Source organism: Leisingera sp. NJS201, from assembly GCF_004535885.1.
Classification (GTDB): Bacteria; Pseudomonadota; Alphaproteobacteria; order Rhodobacterales; family Rhodobacteraceae; genus Leisingera.
The window spans coordinates 1,156,532-1,176,926 of record NZ_CP038234.1 but is presented as its reverse complement, the minus strand read 5'-3'; the positions used below and the strand labels follow the sequence as shown (position 1 = coordinate 1,176,926).

Annotated in this window: 19 protein-coding genes and 2 pseudogenes; 10 read left to right on the top strand and 11 right to left on the bottom strand. The window is 61.8% G+C overall.

All coding sequences use genetic code 11. The annotated features are described in order from the left end of the window. Positions 1-10: 10 nt before the first annotated feature. Positions 11-1,111 carry a 4-hydroxyphenylpyruvate dioxygenase gene (gene hppD / locus ETW23_RS05735; RefSeq protein ID WP_134829395.1) on the bottom strand — a complete coding sequence of 367 codons (1,101 nt, stop codon included), beginning with the start codon at positions 1,109-1,111 and terminating at the stop codon, positions 11-13. A gap of 153 nt (positions 1,112-1,264) precedes the next feature. On the opposite strand from hppD, the gene ETW23_RS05730 reads away from it, so the two are divergent. The 3 genes from ETW23_RS05730 to ETW23_RS05720 all read left to right on the top strand — a co-directional run bounded on the left by ETW23_RS05730 (position 1,265) and on the right by ETW23_RS05720 (position 5,034). Next, entirely contained in the window at positions 1,265-1,720 is a 456-nt protein-coding gene (locus tag ETW23_RS05730; protein WP_027259655.1) for an Lrp/AsnC family transcriptional regulator, read from the top strand. A 66-nt stretch (positions 1,721-1,786) separates the two neighbouring features. Beyond that, entirely contained in the window at positions 1,787-3,007 is a 1,221-nt protein-coding gene (locus tag ETW23_RS05725) for a PAS domain-containing protein (RefSeq protein WP_134829394.1), read from the top strand. A 134-nt stretch (positions 3,008-3,141) separates the two neighbouring features. Then, complete coding sequence (locus ETW23_RS05720) at positions 3,142-5,034, top strand: cation:proton antiporter (protein ID WP_129371542.1); 1,893 nt, start codon at positions 3,142-3,144, stop codon at positions 5,032-5,034. A 53-nt stretch (positions 5,035-5,087) separates the two neighbouring features. Here the strand turns inward: ETW23_RS05720 and cobT are convergent, their stop codons facing one another. Next, entirely contained in the window at positions 5,088-6,104 is a 1,017-nt protein-coding gene (cobT, locus tag ETW23_RS05715) for a nicotinate-nucleotide--dimethylbenzimidazole phosphoribosyltransferase (protein ID WP_134829393.1), read from the bottom strand. 101 nt (positions 6,105-6,205) lie between these two features. On the opposite strand from cobT, the gene ETW23_RS05710 reads away from it, so the two are divergent. Next, positions 6,206-6,964 carry an adenosylcobinamide-GDP ribazoletransferase gene (locus ETW23_RS05710; protein ID WP_134829392.1) on the top strand — a complete coding sequence of 253 codons (759 nt, stop codon included), beginning with the start codon at positions 6,206-6,208 and terminating at the stop codon, positions 6,962-6,964. 72 nt (positions 6,965-7,036) lie between these two features. Here the strand turns inward: ETW23_RS05710 and ETW23_RS05705 are convergent, their stop codons facing one another. The 5 genes from ETW23_RS05705 to ETW23_RS05685 all read right to left on the bottom strand — a co-directional run bounded on the left by ETW23_RS05705 (position 7,037) and on the right by ETW23_RS05685 (position 12,072). After that, complete coding sequence (locus ETW23_RS05705; RefSeq protein WP_024090807.1) at positions 7,037-7,549, bottom strand: CarD family transcriptional regulator; 513 nt, start codon at positions 7,547-7,549, stop codon at positions 7,037-7,039. Between the two features lie 300 nt (positions 7,550-7,849). After that, positions 7,850-8,188, bottom strand: coding sequence for a ferredoxin FdxA (gene fdxA, locus ETW23_RS05700; RefSeq protein ID WP_024090808.1), 339 nt, complete (start codon positions 8,186-8,188; stop codon positions 7,850-7,852). 62 nt (positions 8,189-8,250) lie between these two features. Further along, complete coding sequence (locus ETW23_RS05695) at positions 8,251-8,625, bottom strand: RNA-binding S4 domain-containing protein (RefSeq protein ID WP_129371545.1); 375 nt, start codon at positions 8,623-8,625, stop codon at positions 8,251-8,253. A 7-nt stretch (positions 8,626-8,632) separates the two neighbouring features. Further along, entirely contained in the window at positions 8,633-11,479 is a 2,847-nt protein-coding gene (locus ETW23_RS05690; RefSeq protein ID WP_134829391.1) for a helicase-related protein, read from the bottom strand. A gap of 26 nt (positions 11,480-11,505) precedes the next feature. Next, entirely contained in the window at positions 11,506-12,072 is a 567-nt protein-coding gene (locus ETW23_RS05685) for a tetratricopeptide repeat protein (RefSeq protein WP_134829390.1), read from the bottom strand. Between the two features lie 100 nt (positions 12,073-12,172). On the opposite strand from ETW23_RS05685, the gene ETW23_RS05680 reads away from it, so the two are divergent. From ETW23_RS05680 to ETW23_RS05660, 5 genes and pseudogenes are all read left to right on the top strand, one after another. Continuing rightward, entirely contained in the window at positions 12,173-12,463 is a 291-nt protein-coding gene (locus tag ETW23_RS05680) for an SCP2 sterol-binding domain-containing protein (RefSeq protein ID WP_129371548.1), read from the top strand. Beyond that, positions 12,463-13,425, top strand: a complete 963-nt coding sequence (locus tag ETW23_RS05675) for an alpha/beta fold hydrolase (RefSeq protein ID WP_129371549.1) — start codon at positions 12,463-12,465, stop codon at positions 13,423-13,425. The genes ETW23_RS05680 and ETW23_RS05675 overlap by 1 nt, the downstream gene beginning before the upstream one ends. A 162-nt stretch (positions 13,426-13,587) precedes the next feature. Next, positions 13,588-15,407: pseudogene (locus ETW23_RS05670) on the top strand (M3 family oligoendopeptidase). Continuing rightward, positions 15,407-15,886: a GNAT family N-acetyltransferase gene (locus ETW23_RS05665; protein WP_134829389.1), complete on the top strand. Its 480-nt coding sequence runs from the start codon at positions 15,407-15,409 to the stop codon at positions 15,884-15,886. The pseudogene ETW23_RS05670 and the gene ETW23_RS05665 overlap by 1 nt, the downstream one beginning before the upstream one ends. A 117-nt stretch (positions 15,887-16,003) precedes the next feature. Beyond that, positions 16,004-16,465: a DUF995 domain-containing protein gene (locus ETW23_RS05660; RefSeq protein ID WP_167738084.1), complete on the top strand. Its 462-nt coding sequence runs from the start codon at positions 16,004-16,006 to the stop codon at positions 16,463-16,465. Between the two features lie 12 nt (positions 16,466-16,477). Here ETW23_RS05660 and ETW23_RS05655 read toward each other — a convergent pair. From ETW23_RS05655 to ETW23_RS05645, 3 genes and pseudogenes are all read right to left on the bottom strand, one after another. After that, positions 16,478-16,746: pseudogene (locus ETW23_RS05655) on the bottom strand (DksA/TraR family C4-type zinc finger protein). Between the two features lie 516 nt (positions 16,747-17,262). After that, entirely contained in the window at positions 17,263-18,159 is an 897-nt protein-coding gene (rpoH, locus tag ETW23_RS05650) for an RNA polymerase sigma factor RpoH (protein WP_129371554.1), read from the bottom strand. A gap of 161 nt (positions 18,160-18,320) precedes the next feature. After that, positions 18,321-19,346, bottom strand: a complete 1,026-nt coding sequence (locus tag ETW23_RS05645; RefSeq protein WP_134829387.1) for an RluA family pseudouridine synthase — start codon at positions 19,344-19,346, stop codon at positions 18,321-18,323. Between ETW23_RS05645 and ETW23_RS05640 the strand changes: the two genes are divergently transcribed. After that, positions 19,345-19,650, top strand: a complete 306-nt coding sequence (locus ETW23_RS05640; RefSeq protein WP_129371556.1) for a DUF6476 family protein — start codon at positions 19,345-19,347, stop codon at positions 19,648-19,650. The two genes, ETW23_RS05645 and ETW23_RS05640, sit on opposite strands and share 2 nt — an antisense overlap. Positions 19,651-19,659: 9 nt before the next feature. On the opposite strand, the gene ETW23_RS05635 is transcribed toward ETW23_RS05640, so the two are convergent. Continuing rightward, positions 19,660-20,241, bottom strand: coding sequence for a hypothetical protein (locus ETW23_RS05635; RefSeq protein WP_129371557.1), 582 nt, complete (start codon positions 20,239-20,241; stop codon positions 19,660-19,662). Between the last annotated feature and the right edge of the window lie 154 nt (positions 20,242-20,395).

Sequence of the window (20,395 nt, the reverse complement as noted above, 5' to 3'; positions counted from 1 at the left end):
CTCAGGTTATTTATTCCGCAGCCTGGATCTCGCCGTTTTCGATCTGCTCGCGTTCGATCGATTCAAACAGCGCCTTGAAGTTGCCCTCGCCAAAGCCGTCATCGCCCTTGCGCTGGATGAATTCAAAGAAGATCGGCCCGATCACGGTTTTTGAGAAGATCTGCAGCAGGATCCGGGTTTCTCCGCCGTCCACAACCCCTTCGCCGTCGATCAGGATGCCGTGCTTCTTCATCCGCTCCAGCGGTTCGTCATGGCCCTGCACCCGCTCCTTGGACATCTCATAATAGGCGTCATTCGGGCCGGGCATGAACTTCAGGCCCTTTTCCGCAATTGCATCGGTGCTGGCATAAATGTCGTCCGAGCCGACCGCGATATGCTGGATACCTTCGCCGTTGTATTTTTTCAGATATGAAACGATCTGGCCTGTTTCGCCCCGGTCCTCGTTGATCGGGATCCGGATCCGGCCGCAGGGCGAGGTCAGCGCGCGGCTGAGAAGGCCGGTGAACTTGCCCTGGATGTCAAAGAATCGGATCTCCTTGAAGTTGAACAGCTCCTCGTAGAACTTGAACCACTTGTCCATGTTGCCTTTGTAAACGTTGTGGGTCAGGTGATCGAGATAGAAGAACCCGTCGCCGCGCGGCTTGGACTGTTTCAGCCAGGTGAATTCCGCGTTGTAGGGCGAGGTGTCGTAATACTGGTCGATGAAGTAGATCAGCGAGCCGCCGATCCCCTTGATCGCGGGCACATCCATCACCTTGCCCGGCCCGTCATAGGCCTCGGCGCCTTTGGACACCGCGTGTTCGAAAGCCTTCTGAGCATCCGCAACCCGCCAGCCCATCGCCGGGGCGCAGGGGCCGTGCTGTTCCACGAATTTGGCGGCAAAGCTCTCGGGGTCGGCGTTCAGGATATAGGTGACATCGCCCTGCTGCCACAGTTCCACCAGCGGCTGATCCTTGCGGTGGCCGGTCAGCTCATAGCCCATACGGGTGAACAGCGCCCGCAGCTCGTCCGGGTCGGGGCTGGCAAATTCAACAAACTCAAAACCATCGGTGCCAGCCGGGTTTTCCGGGGTAATTTCGGATTTCGGGGCGTTATGCGGGAACGGACCCATTGCGTGTCTCCTTCGGATCATGCGGAAAGCCAAGTGAATTCTTGCATCAAGAATACCGCATATCCGGCGCAGGTTTTCCGCGTTGTTTCGCACCGGAAACTTGAAATGTGCGTATCATTCGCGCCATGGTGGTCAAAAGTGGAAAAAACACGCATGCTGGACCCAACAGATACCAAGCTGCTTGCAGCGCTTCAGAAAAATGCCCATCTCACCGCGCAGGAATTGGGCGAGATGCTCAACCTTTCCCCCAGCCAGGCCGGACGGCGGCGGCAGCGGCTGGAGGCAGAAGGGTATATCCAAGGGTATTCGGCCCGGCTTGACCCCGCCAGGCTGGGGCTGTCGGTGCAGGGTTTTGTGCAGGTTCATCTGGGCAGTCACGGCCCCGAACAATCCAAGGGGTTCGCCCGGCTGGTGGCAAGCCAGCCGGAAATCACCTCGGCCTGGACGATGACCGGAGAGGCCGATTACCTGCTGCGCGTCTATTGCGCCGATCTGGAGGCGCTGAATACGCTCATCCACGGCATCCTGCTGCCCCATCCCGCGGTTTCCAGGGTCCAGAGCCAGATCGTAATGGCACAATTAAAACGCGATGCGCCACTGCCGACTTAACCATCCGGGAAGGAATTGGCGGTAAAGATGCACTAACGAATTTTGTAACCGAAAGTGGAACGTGCCGTGTCTTTTGTTGACCGCCGAGTTGAAACGCGCCCGACCAGCGGCGAGGCCCCGTTTGGCCTAAATGAGGTGTTCTTTTCCAGGACCAACGACCGCGGCATAATCCAAGCCGGCAACTATGTGTTCCGCCGGGTCGGCGCCTACCCTTGGGAAGAGCTGCTCGGCGCTCCGCACAAGGTGATCCGCCATCCGGACATGCCCAAGGGGGTGTTCTCACTGTTCTGGGACACCATCCAGCGCGGCGATTTCATGGGTGCCTACGTCAAGAACAAGTCCAAGGACGGGCTGTACTACTGGGTATTTGCCGTGGTGGTGCCCTGCCAGGACGGCTATCTTTCCGCCCGCATCAAGCCAAGCAGCGCATTGTTCACCGAGGTGCGCAATCTTTATGCGGCGATGCTCAAGCGGGAGACCGAAGAGGCCGTCACCCCGCAGGACAGCGCCCAGTATCTGCTCGATTGGCTGAACAGCCAGGGCTACGAGAGCTACCACCAGTTTGCCGCTCACGCGCTGAGCCAAGAGCTGATCTCGCGCGATAAGGGTCTGAACCAGCCGCCCCACGCCCGGATCCAAGAGCTGACGGGCATGCTGCGCAACGCTGAAACCCTGGTGGAAGAGACCGAAGGGCTGATCACCGATTTCGACGCAATGCACACGATCCCGCATAACCTGCGGGTGCTGGCGTCGCGGATTGAACCTTCGGGCGGCCCGGTCACGGTGCTGTCACAGAACTACGGCTCCATGTCACGCGAGATGTCGGATTGGTTCGGCGCCCATGTGATGGGCGAAAACAGCAATTTCGCCAAAATCAAGGCTTCGGTGAACAGCAGCCTGTTTGTCGAAGGCATGGCGCGTATTCTGGTCGAATGCGACAATCAGCTGCAGAAGGAACGCCGCGATCTGGGCGAGGCTGACATGGAAACCGAGCGCCAAATCCTGGGCGATCTGGTAAAAGACCAGGTCAAGCGTTCGCAGGACGGCATGAAGGAAGTCGACGAAGAAGCCGCGCGCATCACCAGCGCCTGCCAGATCATGCACCGGCATTTTCTTGGTCTCAGCTCCACCCGGGTGCTGCTTAAGATCGAAAGCGCAAGGCTGACCGATTCCGGCGAAACACTGGCTGATATCATTGATCAGCTGGGCGGTTTCCAGGAACGGATTTCGCGGCGGCTTGACCGGATCGGCAAGCTGAGCGAAGAGATCCGCCTGCTCGAACAATAGCAGCCCCGGAGAATAGCAAGCCCGCTCAAAAAGCCGTCAATGACTGCTGCTGGCAGGCACCGGATTGCCGTAACAGACCGCCGCGGCCGGCAAAGCCATTGCCAAGGCACCGGCAGGCTTGCGATACCTGAAAGATGGAAGAGTTTTTTTATCAAGCAACCATTTATCTGGGCGCCGCAGTCATTGCGGTGCCTCTGGCTGCGCGCCTTGGGCTAGGATCAGTTCTGGGGTACCTTGCGGCAGGCATTGCCATTGGCCCGATCTTCGGCCTGACCGGCACCGAAACCGAGGATTTGCGCCACTTCGCCGAGTTCGGCGTGGTGATGATGCTGTTTCTGATCGGGCTGGAGCTGGAACCGCGCGCCCTCTGGGCAATGCGGGATAAGCTGATCGGCTTGGGCGGCATGCAGGTCACGGCCTCAACGGCTGTCCTGATGGGCGCAGCCATGGCCGCGGGCGAACCCTGGCATGTCAGCCTGGCGGTCGGGCTGGCGCTGTCGCTGTCTTCCACGGCGATTGTTCTGCAGACACTGTCGGAAAAGGGGCTGATGCGCACCGGCGGCGGCCGTTCTGCCTTTTCGGTGCTGCTGACCCAGGATATCGCAGTGATCCCGATCCTCGCTTTCCTGCCGCTGCTGGGCAGCTATGCGATCCCCCAGTTTGCCTCTGATGGCTCCATCAGCCGGGATAGCGCAGACGGCCATGGCGGCGGCCACGGGTCGCTGTCGCTGGTGGACGGGCTGCCCGGCTGGGCGGTGGCGCTGGTCACTCTGGCCGCCATCGCCTTTATCATCCTGGCGGGCATTTACCTGACGCGGCCGCTGTTCCGGTTCATCCACGCCTCCAACCTGCGTGAAATGTACACAGCACTGGCGCTGATGATTGTGGTCAGCATCTCCTTCCTGATGACGCTGGTCGGCCTTTCCCCGGCGCTTGGCGCCTTTCTGGCCGGGGTGGTTCTGGCCAACTCCGAATTCCGGCACGAGATGGAAAGCGACCTTAACCCCTTCAAGGGGCTGCTTTTGGGGCTCTTCTTCATCACCGTCGGCGCGGGCATCAACTACCGCCAGTTTCTAGCCGACCCTGGCGATCTGATCGGCCTGGCGCTGCTGGTGATCTTTGCCAAGGGGGCGGTGCTGTTTGCCGTCGGCCGCGCCTTTGGCCTGCGCCGCCGCCGCTTGTGGCTGTTCACCCTCAGCCTGGCCCAGGCCGGCGAGTTCGGCTTTGTGCTGCTGGCTTTTTCCACCCAGCTGAACGTGATTCCAGCGGCGCTTTCAGAAAAGCTGCTGCTGGTGATTGCCTTGTCGATGCTGATCACCCCGCTGTTGTTCATCGCCTATGACCTGTTGTCCAAACGCATGGGCGACGCCCGGCAGGAGCATGAACCCGACGAGATTGACGAGGAAGGACCGGTGATCATCGCGGGCATCGGCCGTTTCGGCCAGATCGTCAACCGGCTGGTGCAGGCCAGCGGTTTCAAAACCGTGGTGCTGGACCATGATATGGAGGCGGTGCAGCTGATGCGCCGCTTCGGGGTCAAAAGCTTCCTGGGCGACCCCACCCGGCCGGAACTTCTGAAAGCCGCCGGCATTGCCAAAGCCAAGGTTTTTGTGGTGGCGCTGGATGACCCGGAAGGCGTGGTCAAGATGGTCACCTATGTGCGTCGGGCCTATCCGGATCTGCACATCATCGCCCGCGCCAAAGACCGCAACCATGTCTATGAGCTGTACAAGGCCGGCGCTGATGACATCGTGCGCGAGATGTTCGACAGCTCGGTGCGTGCAGGCCGCTATGTGCTGGAGAACGTCGGCCTCAGCGAATATGAAGCGGCGCAGGCGGCGCAGACCTTTTATGCGCATGACCGCGCCAACCTGCGCGACCTTGCCCAGCACTGGATCCCCGGAGTGCCCGCCAGCCAGAACCCGGCCTATATAGACCGCGCGCGGGAGCTGGAGAAAGCCATCGAAAGCGCGATTTTCGAGATGGCCGAACGCAAGCGCAAGAAGTCCGCAAAAGCCGCGGAATGACCAAAGGCCCGGGGTGGATCCGGGCCTTGCGGAAAAGATCTGGACGGGGCTGTTCAGCCGTCCGCCACCCCCGCCTCGGCAAAGGTTGCCATGCCGCTGTGGCAGGCGATCGCGCCTTTCAGCACTTGGATCGCCAGCGCCGCGCCGGAGGCCTCGCCCAGACGCAGGCCCAGCGACAACAGCGGCTGCTTGCCCAGTTTCGCCAGCAGCGCCGGATGCGCCCCCTCGGCGCTTTGATGGCCGGCCACTGCGTGGTCCAGCGCGCCGTCTGCGGTTTGCATCAGGCAGGCCGCCGCAGCGCAGCAGATAAATCCGTCCAGGATCACCGGGATATGCAGCACGCGCGCGGCAGCAATGGCGCCCGCCATGGCAGCAATTTCGCGTCCGCCCAGGCAGGCCAGCGCATCCAGCCCATCGTTGATCCTGTCCCGATGCAGTGCAACGCCTTCGGCCACCACGCGGATTTTATTCGCAAGCCCGGCTTCATCCACACCGGTGCCGCGCCCGGTCCAATCCGCCGCCTCGCCGCCGAACAGCGCACAGGCCAGGGCGGCGGCAGGGGTGGTATTGCCGATGCCCATTTCGCCGACCACCAGCAGGTCAGCGCTTGGGTCCACCGCATCCCAGCCGGTTTTCAGCGCAGCCAGCAGGTCAATCTGGTTCATCGCCGGCCCTTGGGTGAAATCAGCGGCCGGGCGCTCCAGCTCCAGCGCATGCACATCCATGCGGGCGCCGGCCAGCCTGGCCAGCTGGTTGATGGCCGCGCCGCCGTGTTCGAAGTTGATTACCATCTGGGCGGTGACTTCCGGCGGAAAGGCGGAAACCCCCTGTGCCGTCACGCCGTGGTTGCCGGCAAAGACGATCACCTGCGGTGCGGTGATTTCCGGCCTATCGCTGCCGCGCCAGCCGCCGTACCAGATGGCCAGCTCCTCCAACCGGCCCAAGGCACCGGGCGGTTTGGTCAGCTGGGTGTTGCGCGCAGCCGCACCGTCCAGCGCGGCCTGGTCCTGCGCGGGCGCGCTGGCCAGTGCGGCGCGGAAGTCATCAAGAGAGGAAAGCTGTGGCAGCATGAGAAAGCCTCGTTGCATCAGGTCGGGGGACGCGGATAAAGCGGATGGCAATCTGTTTAACGGCTGGCGGCAGTGCCGCAAGCCCCGCAATAGGCCCGTAAATGCGAAAAAACGACATCCAGGCAAAAGACATCCTGCTGGCGCTGGTGCTGCTGACCCGGCTGCCCTTGCCGCATCTGCCTGCGAAGGCTTTCCAGCGGCAGGCCAAGGCGGTCTGGGCGTTTCCGCTGGCCGGGCTTGCCGTCAGCCTGCCGGCGGCGCTGGTTGCATCTTTTGCGTTGCACATGAGCCTGCCCGCCGCGGTCGCCGCGGGCCTGGCGCTGGCGGTTCAGGTGATGCTGTCAGGCGCCATGCATGAGGACGGGCTGGCCGATACTGCCGACGGGCTGTGGGGCGGGTTCACCCGGGACCGGCGGCTGGAGATTATGAAGGACAGCCGCATCGGTGCTTACGGCGTGATTGCCCTGATCCTTGGGTTCGGCCTGCGCTGGAGCGCGCTGGCTGCGGTGTTCGCGGCAGCTGGCGTCTGGCCCCTTCTGGCGCTGGCTATGATGAGCCGCGCTGTGATGCCTGCACTGATGTCTGCACTGCCGAACGCACGGACGGCAGGGCTGTCGCAAACCGTGGGCCGTCCCCGCGCCCTGCCCTGTTTTCTGGCGGCTTTGCTGGCCATCGTCCTGTCGCTGCCGCTGATTGGCTCAACGGCCTTTGCGGCTGCCTTGGCCATGGGCGTGGCGGTCCTGGGTTTGGGCGCGTTGGCCAAGATCAAAATCGGCGGCCAGACGGGGGACATTCTGGGAGCGTCGCAGCAAATCGCCGAGATTTCCGGCCTACTCACCCTTCTCGCACTCTGCAGCTAAGCCGGGCCGCGGCATAAAAAAGGCCGCACCCTAGGGGGGCACGGCCTTTCTATTACAGACTAGGGCAGATGCTTATGCTGCAACGCGGGAGGTCAGAACCTCATCCACCTGCTTGGCGGCCGCAATCTCGTCGTTGCCGGACACAGCCGCGACTTCGCGGGTCAGACGCTCAAGTGCGGCTTCGTACAACTGACGCTCGGAGTAGCTTTGTTCGCGCTGATCATCGGTGCGGTGCAGGTCGCGCACCACTTCGGCGATCGAGATCAGATCACCAGAGTTGATCTTTTGCTCATATTCCTGGGCGCGGCGCGACCACATGGCGCGTTTGACCTTGGCCTTGCCCTTCAGCGTTTTCATCGCCTGGGCAATCACGTCCGGCGAGCTGAGCGAGCGCATGCCAACTTCGGTTGCCTTGTTGGTCGGCACCCGCAGGGTCATCTTGTCTTTTTCAAAGGTGATCACGAAAAGCTCCAGCGCAAAGCCGGCCACTTCCTGCTCCTCGATCGAGATGATCTGGCCCACGCCATGCGCCGGGTAGACTACATACTCATTGGGGCGGAATTCGAGCTTCTTCGATTTGGTCATACAGGTTATTCCTTACTCATAGCCGGGCGGCTCCGGCATTTTAGCGAACAAAATGCCCGGCCCCGGTCAGTTTGATTTGACCAGCCCCAGGACATTTTTTCCGCAGAAATACCGCCCAATCTGCGCACCACTGCTGGCGTGCGCCAGGGGCGGACTCCGATTGTTTATGTCTTTTGTGCTTTTAGCATACCACAAAAAAGGGCCGCCCGAAAGGCGGCCAGCTGAACAGGCTTCGTTAAAACCCCATGCAATGCGGCGGTTTCCCGCAAATTTGCGGCACCGGACGCAGTGGACAGAGAATCAGCCGCCTTCGCCGGGCGCCTCAGAGAAATACTTCTCCATCTTGCCCTCTTCGCCGTCGCGTTCCTCGTAGCCCGGCATCGGGTCTTTCTTGGAGACGATGACCGGCCACAGTTCAGAGTATTTGCGGTTGAACTCGACCCATTTGTCCATGTCCGGTTCGGTATCCGGGCGGATTGCATCCGCCGGGCATTCCGGTTCGCAGACGCCGCAGTCGATGCATTCGTCGGGGTGGATCACCAGGGTGTTTTCGCCCTCGTAAAAGCAATCCACCGGGCATACCTCGACACAGTCGGTGTATTTGCAGGCGATGCAGTTTTCCGTCACGACATAGGTCATAATACCGAGTCCCGTTTTCCGTTTGCGCCTAGCTAATCCAGACCGGCGACGGCTTCAAGCCGTCAAAGGGTATCCTGCTTGCGAGTAAGATCAAGCGCTCTGCGGGCTTTTTTGTCCGGCCGGCCTTTTCCTTCGAACCTGGGATTGGCCGGAATTTTTTCCTGCTTTTCCGTCATATCGAAGTACAGTGCCTGCGCCTCAGGTGCCGGGCCGCGGCGTTCGCCAATGGCCTCTACCCGGACCACGCGGATCACTTTGGCCTGGGCAAAGGTCAGAACGTCACCCGGGGCGACGTTCTGAGCCGGTTTTAAGGTCTTGGTACCGTTGAGGCGCACATGGCCCGCGCTGACCTGTTTTGCAGCCAAGCTGCGGGTTTTGAAAAACCGCGCATGCCATAGCCACTTGTCGATGCGGATCTTGGGCGCGCCCCCAGTCATGGCAGGATCAGTCGCCCTGTTTCAGCCCCATCAGCGCGGCGGCAAAGGGGTTGTCGGGGTCGATCTGCTTTTCCTTCCTGGCAGGGCGCGCGGAATAGGTCTTGGCGCCCTGGTCCTGACGCGGACCGCCCTTGCGGCCCGGTTTGCCGCGCGGGCCGCCGTCACGATCGCCGCCTTTGGCGCCGCGCGGTTTGCCCTTGCCGGCAGGTTTGCCGTCGCCCTGCGGGCGGCGGTTCTGCTGGCGCTGGCCGCCCTGGCGTCCGCCCCGGTTGCCGCCCCAGGTGAAAGTGAAGAACACTTCCATTTCCGGTTCAGCAGCAGCAGCCTCCGCCTCAGCAGCCGCTTCGGGCTTGGCTTCTGCATTTTCTTCCGCAGGTGCCGTGTCTTGTGCAGATGCGGCCTCGGCCTCAGCGGCGGCGGGAGTTTCGGCAGCGGCATCTTCAGCAGGTTTGACTTCCGCTTCCGCCGCAACCGGCTTCACCTTCTGGCGCTCGCCCTTTTCGGCCTTGTAGCCCAGGCCCTGCATCAGGTCGGCGAACTGCTCCAGCGTCATGCCGGTGATCGACAGCATGTCAGCCTTGGCTTCAAAGCCGCCGCGGCTGTCTTCGCCGCGCAGCATGTCGGCCAGGCGTTCCAGCATGTCGATGCGGATCATCCGCTCACCCGCCGCGCGATAGCCGGACATGGTGTCATAGCCGTCGGGCGCGCCCTTGGCGGACGGCACCGTGACCAGACCGGGAGGCGGAGATTCGGGGAAATCCTGAAGACCGTTGGCCAGCGACCAAAGCACCAGCCGCAGACGGGTCGGCGCGGGCTTCAGCAGCAGCGGCATGAAAATGGTGAACTGGCCGAAACGGATGCCATGCTTGCGCAGCGCGCCCCGGGCGTCCTGATCCAGGTCTTTCACCTCTTGCGCGATGCTTGCGCGCGGCAGCACGCCAAGGTTTTCGACCATGCGGAAAGCAAAACCACGGGCCAGGCCGGTCAGCTCTTCGTCCTTTTGCAAGGCCAGCAGCGGCTCGAACAGCGCGTTGATCTTGCGGGTGATGAAATGCAGCAGGCGGCGTTCCACCTTCTGGGCGACATCCGGCCCGGCGGACTCGTCCACAAAGACCTCGATCTGCGGGGTCAGCGCATCGGCGCCGGCAACCAGCTTGCCCACCGCATGTTCGCCCCACATCAGGCCGCCCTGTTCGGTGTAATCGATCTCGGTATCGGGCGCGTTATAGAACCGGTCCGCACGCAGATGGAATTGCGGCGCCAGCGCCTGCAGCGAGGCCGCCTTCAAGGCCTTGGCCTCGGCACCCTGCGCGCTTTTATCCGGGCTGAACCGGAACCCCTCGAGACGGCCGACGAATTCGCCTTCAACCGTCACTTCACCCTTGTCATTCACTTCGGCCAAAAGGGCCTCCTTCTGTTTGAGCCGGCGCAGCAGCACTGAGGTGCGCCGGTCCACAAATCGCTGAGTCAAACGCTCGTGCAGAGCATCCGACAACCTGTCTTCTACAGCGCGCGTCTCTCCGCGCCAATGGCTTTCGTCACGCAGCCAGCCAATCCTTTGCGCGACATAAGTCCACGTGCGGATAAATGCCAGCCGCTTGGACAATGTGTCGATGTTGCCGTCGGTGCGGTCAATTCGCTTTATCTGGCGAGCCATCCAGTCGTCCGGAACCACGCCGCCGCCATGCAGATGTTCAAAAATCACCCCCAGAAGCGAGGCATGTTCGGCGTGGGAAATGCCGCGGAAATCGGGAATCCGGCAGATATCCCACAACAGCCGCACCGATTGCGCGTTGGTGGTGCGCGAGATCACGGCGGATTCGCGCGACAGCATTTTCAGCGCGCCCAGGTCGTCCGCCTCGCGCGCTTTGATCAGGTTTTCATCCGAAGGGCTTGATTCGAGCGAGTGGATCAACGTTTCAACCGTGCCGAACTGCAGATCCGCAGACCGCCAGTTCAGCTTTTTCAGCGGCGTAAACTGGTGGTTCATGATGGCAGACGCCGTGCCCTCGTCCAGGGGCCGCGCATCGCCGGTCACGCCAAACGTGCCGTGGCTCATCCCGCGGCCCGCCCGGCCTGCGATCTGGGCCAGCTCATTCGGGGCCAGCTCGCGCATCCGGCGGCCGTCGAATTTGGCGGTCGAGGAAAACGCCACATGGTCGATATCCAGGTTCAGCCCCATGCCGATGGCATCGGTGGCGACCAGGTAATCCACCTCGCCATTCTGGTACAGTTCCACCTGCGCATTGCGTGTGCGGGGGCTGAGCGCCCCCATCACCACCGCCGCGCCGCCCTTCTGACGGCGGATCAGTTCGGCAATCGCATAGACATTATCAACCGAAAACCCGACAATTGCAGTGCGAGGCGGCATCCTGCTTATCTTTTTCGAACCTGCATAGACCAGATCCGACATCCGCTCGCGGCGATGGAACTCTACCCCCGGCACCAGCGCCGAAATCGGCCCGCGCATGGTGTCGGCGCCCAGGAACAGTGTCTCCAGCGTGCCGCGGGCGCGCAGCAGGCGGTTGGTGAAGACATGGCCGCGCTCGGGATCGGCACAGAGCTGGATTTCGTCGATCGCCAGGAAGTCGCAGCCCATGCCCTCGGGCATCGCCTCCACCGTGCAGATCCAGTATTTCGCGCGCGGCGGCACGATGCGTTCCTCGCCGGTGACCAGCGCCACCACCGACGGCCCGCGCGCCGCCACCACCTTGTCATAGACCTCGCGCGCCAGAAGCCGCAGCGGAAAGCCCATGACGCCGGTGCGGTAGCCCAGCATCCGTTCGATGGCGTAATGTGTTTTGCCGGTATTGGTCGGGCCCAGAACGGCCACGATCCGCGATGCGCTTGCCATTGCTTCAGCCCCCGCCCCGATGGGGCTTACAGTTCCCGGCCCTCGGCCAAGGGCGCCAATCGTTCAAGGGCGCTGCTTACTTCCTCGTGGTGCGGATGTATAGCCTTGGCCCGCTGGTAGGCCTGATAGGCGCGTTCGGGTTTACGGAATTGTTCGAACAACGCGCCCAGCGCGTAGATCGCATTGTAATCCTGCGGGTTCAGCGCCAGCGCGCGTTCCAGGTCCGCCACCGACGGCCCGTAAAGCCCCAGCGCGAAATAGACGCGGGCCCTTTCGTACCAGCCGCGGGCAAATTCCGGCGCATGATCGGTCAGCGCGGTCAAATGCTCCGCTGCCTGCTGCAAATCGCCCCGCTCCAGCGCGTCGGTGCCGCGCCGCAGCAGCAGATCCATCGCAGGCGAGCCGCTTTTGGCCCAAAGCGCCTGCAGCTCGCGGTCGATGGCCGCCGCCTCGGAGAGTTCCGACACGGCCAGGTCCTGCAGCAGCGCATCGGCGGAATGCTGCTGTGCCGCGCCGGCCCCAGGCAAGGAATACGTGACTGTGACTGCCGTTGCCGCCACGATAGCTTTGAGCTTTGGGAGATTTGCCAGCATGATGCCCCAGTGTAATCCAGCGCGCGGCAATTTCCAGTATTGGATGCAAATGCTTCACAGATTTGTGCTATGAAGCGCGCAAAACAGATTGAGGACTGACATGAGCGATACCCTGGCACAGGCGGCAGAGACCCTGAACAGCAAACTGGACGCAGGCGAATTCGACGCCTCCGCAAAATTCGAGATCGAGGGGCTGGGCTCCATCGTGCTTGACGGCGCAGGCGCCCGCGTCGGCGACGAAGACACCGATGTCACCATGAAGGCCGACGCCGACACGTTCCAGTCGATCCTTGAGGGCGATTTGAACCCCACCGCCGCCTTCATGTCCGGCAAGCTGACCATCGATGGTGACATGGGCACCGCGATGAAGCTGGCCTCGGCCCTGTCCTGATGGACGGCGCCCCGGTGGAGCTGCAGCCTGCCCCCCTGTTTGCGGATATCGCGCAGGGGCCTGCGGGCGGTCAGGCCCATTGGGTGCACACCTCGGACGGCCTGCGTATCCGCGCAGGCCACTGGCGACCGGAAGGAGCGGCAAAGGGCACCGTCCTGCTGTTTCCCGGTCGCACGGAATATATCGAAAAATATGGTCTGGCCGCGGCGGAATTTGCCGATCGCGGTTTTGCGACCCTCACCGTGGACTGGCGCGGTCAGGGGCTGGCGGACCGGACCCTGGCAGAACGCCGCCTGGGCCATGTCGAAGACTTCAGCGACTTCCAGAAGGACGTGCAGGCGCTGACCGGGCTGGCCGAACAGCTGGATCTGCCGGAACCCTGGTTTCTGGTCGGCCACTCCATGGGCGGCGCCATCGGGTTGCGCGCGCTGATGCAGGGGCTGAAGGTCAATGCCTGCTGTTTTACCGGCCCGATGTGGGGCATCCAGATCCCGCCGCTGCTGCGCCCCTTGGCCAGTTTTCTAAGCGGCGTTGCGCCGTTTTTGCGTCTCGACAAATTGCTGCTGCCGACCACGGCGCTGGAGCAATATGTCCAGATCACGCCCTTTGACGGCAACACGCTGACCACCGATCCGGACATGTACCGGATGATGCATGCCCAGCTTGCGGCACAGCCCGATCTGGCGCTTGGCGGCCCCACAGTCCAATGGCTGCGCGTCAGCCTGCAGGACTGCGCCTGGCTGGCCGGGCAGCCCTCGCCCGCCCTGCCCTGCATCACTTTTGTTGGCTCGGACGAGCAGATCGTCAACACCGAGGCCATCCACGACCGGATGGCGCGCTGGCCGGGCGGCGAGCTGGACCTGATCAAGGGTGCCCGGCACGAGGTGCTGATGGAAACCCCGGAAATCCGCGCACATGTGTTTTCCAGCATGTGCCGCCTGTTTGAACAGTACCGCGGCTGATCGCCCGGCGTTGCGCCGACTAAGCGCCGTGCCTTTACCTGCCCCTTACCAGCTTTCGTTAAACTCCCGGTGATCTGCAGATGATCAACGCCCGCCTGCTTGTGATCCAGCAAGCCGCCGCTTAGATGTTGGGTCAATGAATTTCTCATGACAGGAGCCCCCATGTTCCAGCTTCCCTTCCCCGTTCGCGACGCAAACGCCTCTGCCGGTTCCGGCGGTCTTGGCAACTTGCCGGAATGGGACCTCAGCGATCTTTACGCGTCTGAGGACGCCCCGAACTGGCCCGCGATCTGGACTGGCTGGAGCAGGAATGCGCCGCTTTTGCTGCCGATTACGAGGGCAAGCTGGCCGGTCTGGACGCCGCCGGTCTGCTGGACTGTGTTGAGCGCAACGAGAAGATCAACAATATCGCCGGCCGCATCATGTCTTTTGCGGGCCTGCGCTATTATCAGCTGACCACCGATGCCGACCGCGCCGCCTTTTTGTCGGACTGCCAGGAAAAGGTGACGGTGGCCACCACGCCGCTGGTATTCTTCACGCTGGAGCTGAACCGTATTGACGACGGCGCGATGCAGGCGCATCTGGCCGCCAATGCAGACCTTGCCCGCTATGCCAGTGTGTTCCGCCGTATCCGCGCGATGAAGCCCTATCAGCTGTCGGATGAATTGGAACGGTTCATGCATGACCTCGGCATTGTCGGCGATGCCTGGGAGAAACTGTTTGATGAAACCATCGCCGGTTTGCAATTCACCGTCGATGGTGAAGAGCTGACCATAGAGGGCACCCTGAACCTGCTGACCGACCCGGACCGCGCCAAACGCGAGGCGGCGGCGCGGGAGCTGGCCGCAGTCTTTGCCGAAAACGTCAAAACCTTTGCCCGCGTCCACAACACCCAGGCCAAGGAAAAGGAAATTATCGACCGTTGGCGCGGCATGCCCAGCGCCCAGACCGGCCGCCACCTGTCCAACGACGTGGAGCCCGAGGTGGTCGAGGCCCTGCGAGAAGCCGTAGTTGTCGCCTACCCCAAGCTTTCCCACCGCTATTATGAGCTGAAGCGCAAATGGCTGGGTCTCGACGTGATGCAGGTCTGGGACCGCAACGCGCCGCTGCCGCTGGAAGACCCCCGCACCATCAGCTGGGAGCAGGCGGAAAAGACCGTGATGGACGCCTATAACGCCTTTGATCCCCGTATGGGTGAAATCGCCGCGCCGTTCTTCTCGGACGGCTGGATCGACGCAGGTGTCAAACCCGGCAAGGCACCGGGCGCCTTTGCCCACCCCACCGTCACCAATGTGCACCCATACGTGATGCTCAACTACCTGGGCAAACCGCGCGACGTTATGACCCTGGCGCATGAGCTGGGCCACGGCGTGCATCAGGTGCTGGCGGCGGAACAGGGTGAGATGCTGTCCTCCACCCCGCTGACCCTGGCGGAAACCGCGTCTGTGTTCGGCGAAATGCTGACCTTCCGCAAGATGCTGGACGGGGCCGAGACCCAGGAACAGCGCAAGGTGCTGCTGGCGGGCAAGGTCGAAGACATGATCAACACGGTTGTGCGCCAAATCGCGTTCTATGACTTTGAATGCAAACTGCACGCCGCCCGCGCCGAGGGCGAACTGACACCCGATGACATCAACGCCATCTGGATGTCGGTGCAGGCCGAAAGCCTGGGCGAGGCGTTCGAGTACATGGACGGCTACGAGACCTTCTGGGCCTATATCCCGCATTTCGTGCATTCCCCCTTCTACGTCTACGCTTATGCCTTTGGCGACGGGCTGGTGAACGCGCTGTACTCGGTCTACGCCTCTGGCGCCGAAGGGTTCGAGGACAAGTATTTCGAGATGCTCAAGGCAGGCGGCTCCAAACACCATAAGGAACTGCTGGCACCCTTCGGCCTTGATGCCACTGACCCCGAATTCTGGGACAAGGGCCTGTCGATGATCTCCGGCTTCATTGATGAACTGGAAGCGATGGAGGGCTGATGCCCATCAGCCTGCGACCGGTGCCGCGAAACGAATTTGATCTGGTCTCCCATATTCAGGTGGAGCCGGATCAGATCCGCTATAGCGGCACCGTTGCGCAGGCGTTTGAAGAGAATGAGGACGGCGCGGATTTTCACGCCATCCTTGACGGCAGCCGCGCGGTGGGCTTCTTCAAGATCGACCGGCTGTATCACGAAACCTACAGTTTTGCCGGGCCGGATGAGCTGGGTTTGCGCGCCTTCATGATCGACCGCGAAGAGCAAGGCAAAGGCTACGCCACGGCTGCCGTTGCCGCGCTGACACCCTATCTGGCTGCACAGTATCCGGCGCGGCGCGCGGTGGTGCTGACCGTCAATATGCAGAATTTCGGCGCCATCCGCTGTTACTGCAAGGGCGGTTTTGCAGACACCGGCGGCATCCATCCCCACGGCATCGCCGGCCCGCAGCACATTCTGCGGATGGATTTGAATAAATCCTAAGCGGTACACCAGCCCCACCCCTTTGCGTGCAATTGAACACCACTTAGGGGAAATTTTTAGAATACAGATTCAATGTGTGGTAAACTAAGCCCGTTAACCAGTAGGGGAGTTGTTACCATGGCACCGCTTTCAAAGCTCACTGCGCTCGTAATTGCTGCGGCCCTGACCGCCACCAGTGCTATAGCTGCCGGCCCGGACCGCAAGAAACCCGTCAGCGGTCAAACCACAGCCGAGCTATATGCTGGGAAAACCTGGATCTGGAGCAAAGGAGGCTCCTACTGGGGACCGGACGGCAGTTTTCAGGCTGTTTGGGAAGACAACGTCGGGCTTGGAAAGTGGTATGCGACATCCAAGGGCAGCCTATGCTACGAAGCCACTTGGTATTACCAAAAGGGTGTTCCTGGCGAACCACGTAAAGAATGCTACCGGCATGTTGCCGACAGCGAAGGGCAACTGTGGAAATACAACGAAAAGGACAAATCCTGGTACAAGCCCAAAAAGGAATTCGCAGAACGCATTAAGCCCGGCAACAAGATCCGCTCTCAAGTCCGCAAGCTGCGCAGGAAATACGGCATCTGATCGCAGCGTGCCCTACTTCAACTGGCTGTCCTTGGAGCCGCGCCGGTTGAAGCCCCCGCGTGCCTGGTGGGCACCGTCGCGCTCCTGCTGGCAGTCGATACACAGCTTCACGCCAGGAATGGCCACACGGCGTTTCTCGGGATCGGTTCCTCGCATTCCGCGCAATGGGTCAGGCTTTCGCCCACCGGGCGCCGCACCGCCTTCAGCCGCGCCAATTCATCATTGATCGACGCTTCTATCTGTTCATTCACCGCGCCGTCCTGCGCCCAGCCGCCTGCCATGGACCGTCCTCCTGTGCCAGAGGGGGTGAATGTAAGGCCGTACAGGCGCTCTGCCTAGGGCTGCCTGAAAGCAATTCCCGAGCAAATCTATCAACTATTTGATTTCATTACATTTTCTGTTGACCTGCGGCGTAGGCACGGCTAAACAGAATACAGAAATTGCACGCAAGCCAGAATCACCAGGCCGCAAGCAGCCAGCACTCCAGCCATCCCCCGGGACAGCCAGACCGCAAGCAACGCCAGCAACCAGAGTGATTTCAGCCAGCCACGCGCATGTCTGCCAGCCAGCATTTTTGCCAGCCTCCCATTCAGCCGCGTACCCAGCATTTTGCCAGGCCCATGCCAGACAGGTTTTACAGCCAGCTTCCGCCAGCTTTTCAGGTCATTTTTCTGACCCGGTGTTTCGCGCGCGAAACAGTCCGGCAGGACTGCTGCCGTAAAGCCAGCATCATTGTCAGCTGACAAAAAAAGGCGGCGCCAAGCACCGCCTTTACAGTCTGCTGCCGGGCGCGGGGATCAGGCGCCGGTCAGCATGCCCTTCTCCATCGCCAATTCGCGCATCTTCTTCTGCAGCTTTTCAAACGCCCGCACCTCGATCTGGCGGATCCGCTCGCGGCTGACATTGTATTGCGCGCTCAGCTCCTCCAGGGTCACCACCTGGTCCATCAGGCGGCGCTGGGTCAGGATGTCCTTTTCGCGGTCGTTCAGCACGTCCAGTGCCGCAGCCAGCAACTCCCGGCGGGCTTCCAATTCGTCGCGGGCCTCGTAATCGCCGGCCTGGTCGGCATCTTCGTCTTCCAGCCAGTCCTGCCATTGCATCGTGCCCTCGCCCTCGGAGCCGACGGTGGCATTAAGCGACGCATCACCGCCCGACATGCGGCGGTTCATCGAGATCACCTCGTCCTCGGTCACGCCAAGGTCGGTTGCGATCCGTTTGACGTTCTCGGGGCGCAGATCGCCATCTTCCAGCGCGCCGATGCGGGCCTTGGCCTTGCGCAGATTGAAGAACAGTTTTTTCTGCGCCGACGTTGTGCCCAGTTTGACCATCGACCAGGACCGCAGGACATATTCCTGGATCGACGCGCGGATCCACCACATCGCATAAGTCGCCAGCCGGAAACCTTTTTCCGGATCGAATTTCTTAACCGCCTGCATCAGGCCGACGTTCGCCTCGGAGATCACTTCGGCCTGCGGCAGGCCATAGCCGCGGTACCCCATGGCGATCTTGGCCGCGAGCCGCAGATGGGACGTCACCATCCTGTGTGCCGAGGCCGCATCCTGTTCTTCGACCCAGCGCTTGGCCAGCATATATTCCTCTTCCGGCTCCAGCAGTGGAAACTTGCGGATTTCCTGGAGATACCGGTTCAGACCGCCTTCGGGCGTCGGGGCAGGCAGGTTTGCATAATTCGCCATATAAAGTGTCCCTCCCAAAATGTATAAGGACTTAACATTAGCGCATATGTGTTAGCGCCAAATCCTTTTCAAGGACCGCTTAAGGAATTGTTGTATGTTACCCCGGCGGAATGCGTCTGTGAATTGCATCACAAGCGTGAACACGCTTATTTGCCGGCAATTTACTGGCGCAACGCCGCCAGCAATTCCGCCATATCCTGCGGCAGCGGCGCCTCAAACCTGAGCGGCGCGCCCGTCACCGGGTGGTTGAATCCCAAAACAGCGGCGTGAAGCGCCTGGCGCGGAAAGTGCTGGACGGCCGCATGCGCGGCTTCGCTCAAGGCCTTGGCCGCCAGTTTGCGGCGCCCGCCATAGGTGGGATCCCCCACCAGCCCGTGACCGGCGTGGGCCATATGCACCCGGATCTGGTGGGTACGGCCGGTTTCCAGCCAGCATTCAACCAGCGCCGCGCAGGCCGGGTTGCCGAACCCTTCGCAGATGCGGGCCCGGGTCACCGCATGGCGGCCGCCCTGGAACAGCACCGCCTGGCGCTGGCGGTCGGTCTTATGGCGGGCCAGCTGGGTGGTGAGCTTGAGGATATTGCCCGGTTCGAAGCTAGCCCCCTTGACGCCGCGCAGCCGCGGGTCGTTGCCGTCCGGCACACCATAGCAGACCGCCTGATAATAGCGCTCTACCGTGTGTTTTTCGAATTGCACCGCCAGCCCCTGGTGGGCGGCGTCGGATTTGGCCACCACCAGCAGGCCGCTGGTCTCCTTGTCGATCCGGTGCACGATGCCAGGGCGCTTGACGCCGCCTACTCCCGAAAGGTTGCCGCCGAAATGATGCAGCAGCGCATTGACCAAAGTGCCGGAGGGCGAGCCCGGCGCCGGATGCACCACCATGCCGGAGGGTTTATTGATGACAATCAGGTCATCGTCTTCAAAGACAATCTCCAGCGGGATGTCCTCGGGGCCGATATGGCTGTCCTCGGCTTCCTCCACGGTGATCGCGATCTGCGCGCCGGCCTCGACCTTGGCCTTGGCGTCCTGCACCACGGCGCCGTCCACCGTAAGCGCGCCCTCTTCGATCAGCCGGGCCAGACGGGTGCGCGACAAAGACGCCTCCTCTGGCACATCGCGCGAAACCGCTTTATCAAGCCGCTTAGGCGGGTTTTCCGCGATGACAAATTCAATCCGGCGGCTGCCCATGACTGATCCTTCCGAGACCGAAATCCAAACGGAGCCGCCGCAGATCCGGTTCCTGCGGCGGCTGGTGACCACGCTGACCGTGGTGATGATTGGCGGGCTTGTAGTGATAATCTCGCTGCTTGTCATCCGCTTGCAGGCAGGTGATACGCCGCTGCCCGCAGAAATCGCCCTGCCCGACGGGGTAAAGGCCGAGGCGGTCACACTGGGACGCGGCTGGATAGCTGTGGTCAGTCAGGACAACCGCATCCTGATTTTCGACCGCGAGTCCGGCGCGCTGCGCCAGGAAGTGCGGATCAAGGACTAGCCCCGCGGGTCAGGACCTGAGCAGAACCTTGTTGGAATCAATCGCCGCGGCGATCTGGGCATACTGCGCTTGCCGTTCCTGCGCGGATTCCGCGCTGCGCAGCAAAACTGTGCCTGCGTCTTCAAATATGCGGACAGCTTCCCGGTTCACTGCAGCCTGCGCGGACGGTCTGACAGGCGTCAGCGGCCGGGTGGTGCGTTCAGCCGGGTTTGCGGAACTGGTGACGCTGACCCGGCTCCGGCCCGGGTCGCTGTTCTGGCGGGCCAGCCGCTTGAGCCGGGCCGAGGTGTCCTGCAGCACGTCGCGCACCTCGTCGTAATCGGTGCCCGCAGGGATGCCATCTGCAGCTGCTTCCAGCCGTTCCGAGAGGCAATCGACTTGAAGCGCCGAATCACCGGTGGCGCGGCAGAAGGCCTTGGCTGCGGACAGGGTGCCCAGCAGCTCGGTCAGAAAGGCAGCCGAACCGAATTCTCCGGCCGGAACCACGACTGTATAAGTCAGGGGTCCGGCGCCCTGTGCCAGTGCGGGTGCTGCGGCCAGACCCAGACAGGAAACCCCTGCGGTCAAGCTCTTGGCGGCTGTCTTAAACATATCGTTACCCTCGCATATCCCGAAGAACCACGCATTGCGGTGCGGCAGCTGCGCGGCATTTTGCCGGATCTTCACTGCTGCAGCATCGTTATGTTGCTTGGCACCCGGGCCTTCATTAACCTTAAGATGTTCCAAAGCATAAGGTTGTTTTATC

What these genes read in the sequence shown, in the direction of transcription:
- hppD (WP_134829395.1), bottom strand. Translation starts at nt 1,111, where the DNA reads ATGGGTCCGTTCCCGCATAACGCCCCGAAATCCGAAATTACCCCGGAA.
- ETW23_RS05730 (WP_027259655.1), top strand. Translation starts at nt 1,265, where the DNA reads ATGCTGGACCCAACAGATACCAAGCTGCTTGCAGCGCTTCAGAAAAAT.
- ETW23_RS05720 (WP_129371542.1), top strand. Translation starts at nt 3,142, where the DNA reads ATGGAAGAGTTTTTTTATCAAGCAACCATTTATCTGGGCGCCGCAGTC.
- cobT (WP_134829393.1), bottom strand. Translation starts at nt 6,104, where the DNA reads ATGCTGCCACAGCTTTCCTCTCTTGATGACTTCCGCGCCGCACTGGCC.
- ETW23_RS05710 (WP_134829392.1), top strand. Translation starts at nt 6,206, where the DNA reads ATGCGAAAAAACGACATCCAGGCAAAAGACATCCTGCTGGCGCTGGTG.
- ETW23_RS05705 (WP_024090807.1), bottom strand. Translation starts at nt 7,549, where the DNA reads ATGACCAAATCGAAGAAGCTCGAATTCCGCCCCAATGAGTATGTAGTC.
- fdxA (WP_024090808.1), bottom strand. Translation starts at nt 8,188, where the DNA reads ATGACCTATGTCGTGACGGAAAACTGCATCGCCTGCAAATACACCGAC.
- ETW23_RS05695 (WP_129371545.1), bottom strand. Translation starts at nt 8,625, where the DNA reads ATGACTGGGGGCGCGCCCAAGATCCGCATCGACAAGTGGCTATGGCAT.
- ETW23_RS05690 (WP_134829391.1), bottom strand. Translation starts at nt 11,479, where the DNA reads ATGGCAAGCGCATCGCGGATCGTGGCCGTTCTGGGCCCGACCAATACC.
- ETW23_RS05685 (WP_134829390.1), bottom strand. Translation starts at nt 12,072, where the DNA reads ATGCTGGCAAATCTCCCAAAGCTCAAAGCTATCGTGGCGGCAACGGCA.
- ETW23_RS05680 (WP_129371548.1), top strand. Translation starts at nt 12,173, where the DNA reads ATGAGCGATACCCTGGCACAGGCGGCAGAGACCCTGAACAGCAAACTG.
- ETW23_RS05675 (WP_129371549.1), top strand. Translation starts at nt 12,463, where the DNA reads ATGGACGGCGCCCCGGTGGAGCTGCAGCCTGCCCCCCTGTTTGCGGAT.
- ETW23_RS05665 (WP_134829389.1), top strand. Translation starts at nt 15,407, where the DNA reads ATGCCCATCAGCCTGCGACCGGTGCCGCGAAACGAATTTGATCTGGTC.
- ETW23_RS05660 (WP_167738084.1), top strand. Translation starts at nt 16,004, where the DNA reads ATGGCACCGCTTTCAAAGCTCACTGCGCTCGTAATTGCTGCGGCCCTG.
- rpoH (WP_129371554.1), bottom strand. Translation starts at nt 18,159, where the DNA reads ATGGCGAATTATGCAAACCTGCCTGCCCCGACGCCCGAAGGCGGTCTG.
- ETW23_RS05640 (WP_129371556.1), top strand. Translation starts at nt 19,345, where the DNA reads ATGACTGATCCTTCCGAGACCGAAATCCAAACGGAGCCGCCGCAGATC.
- ETW23_RS05645 (WP_134829387.1), bottom strand. Translation starts at nt 19,346, where the DNA reads ATGGGCAGCCGCCGGATTGAATTTGTCATCGCGGAAAACCCGCCTAAG.
- ETW23_RS05635 (WP_129371557.1), bottom strand. Translation starts at nt 20,241, where the DNA reads ATGTTTAAGACAGCCGCCAAGAGCTTGACCGCAGGGGTTTCCTGTCTG.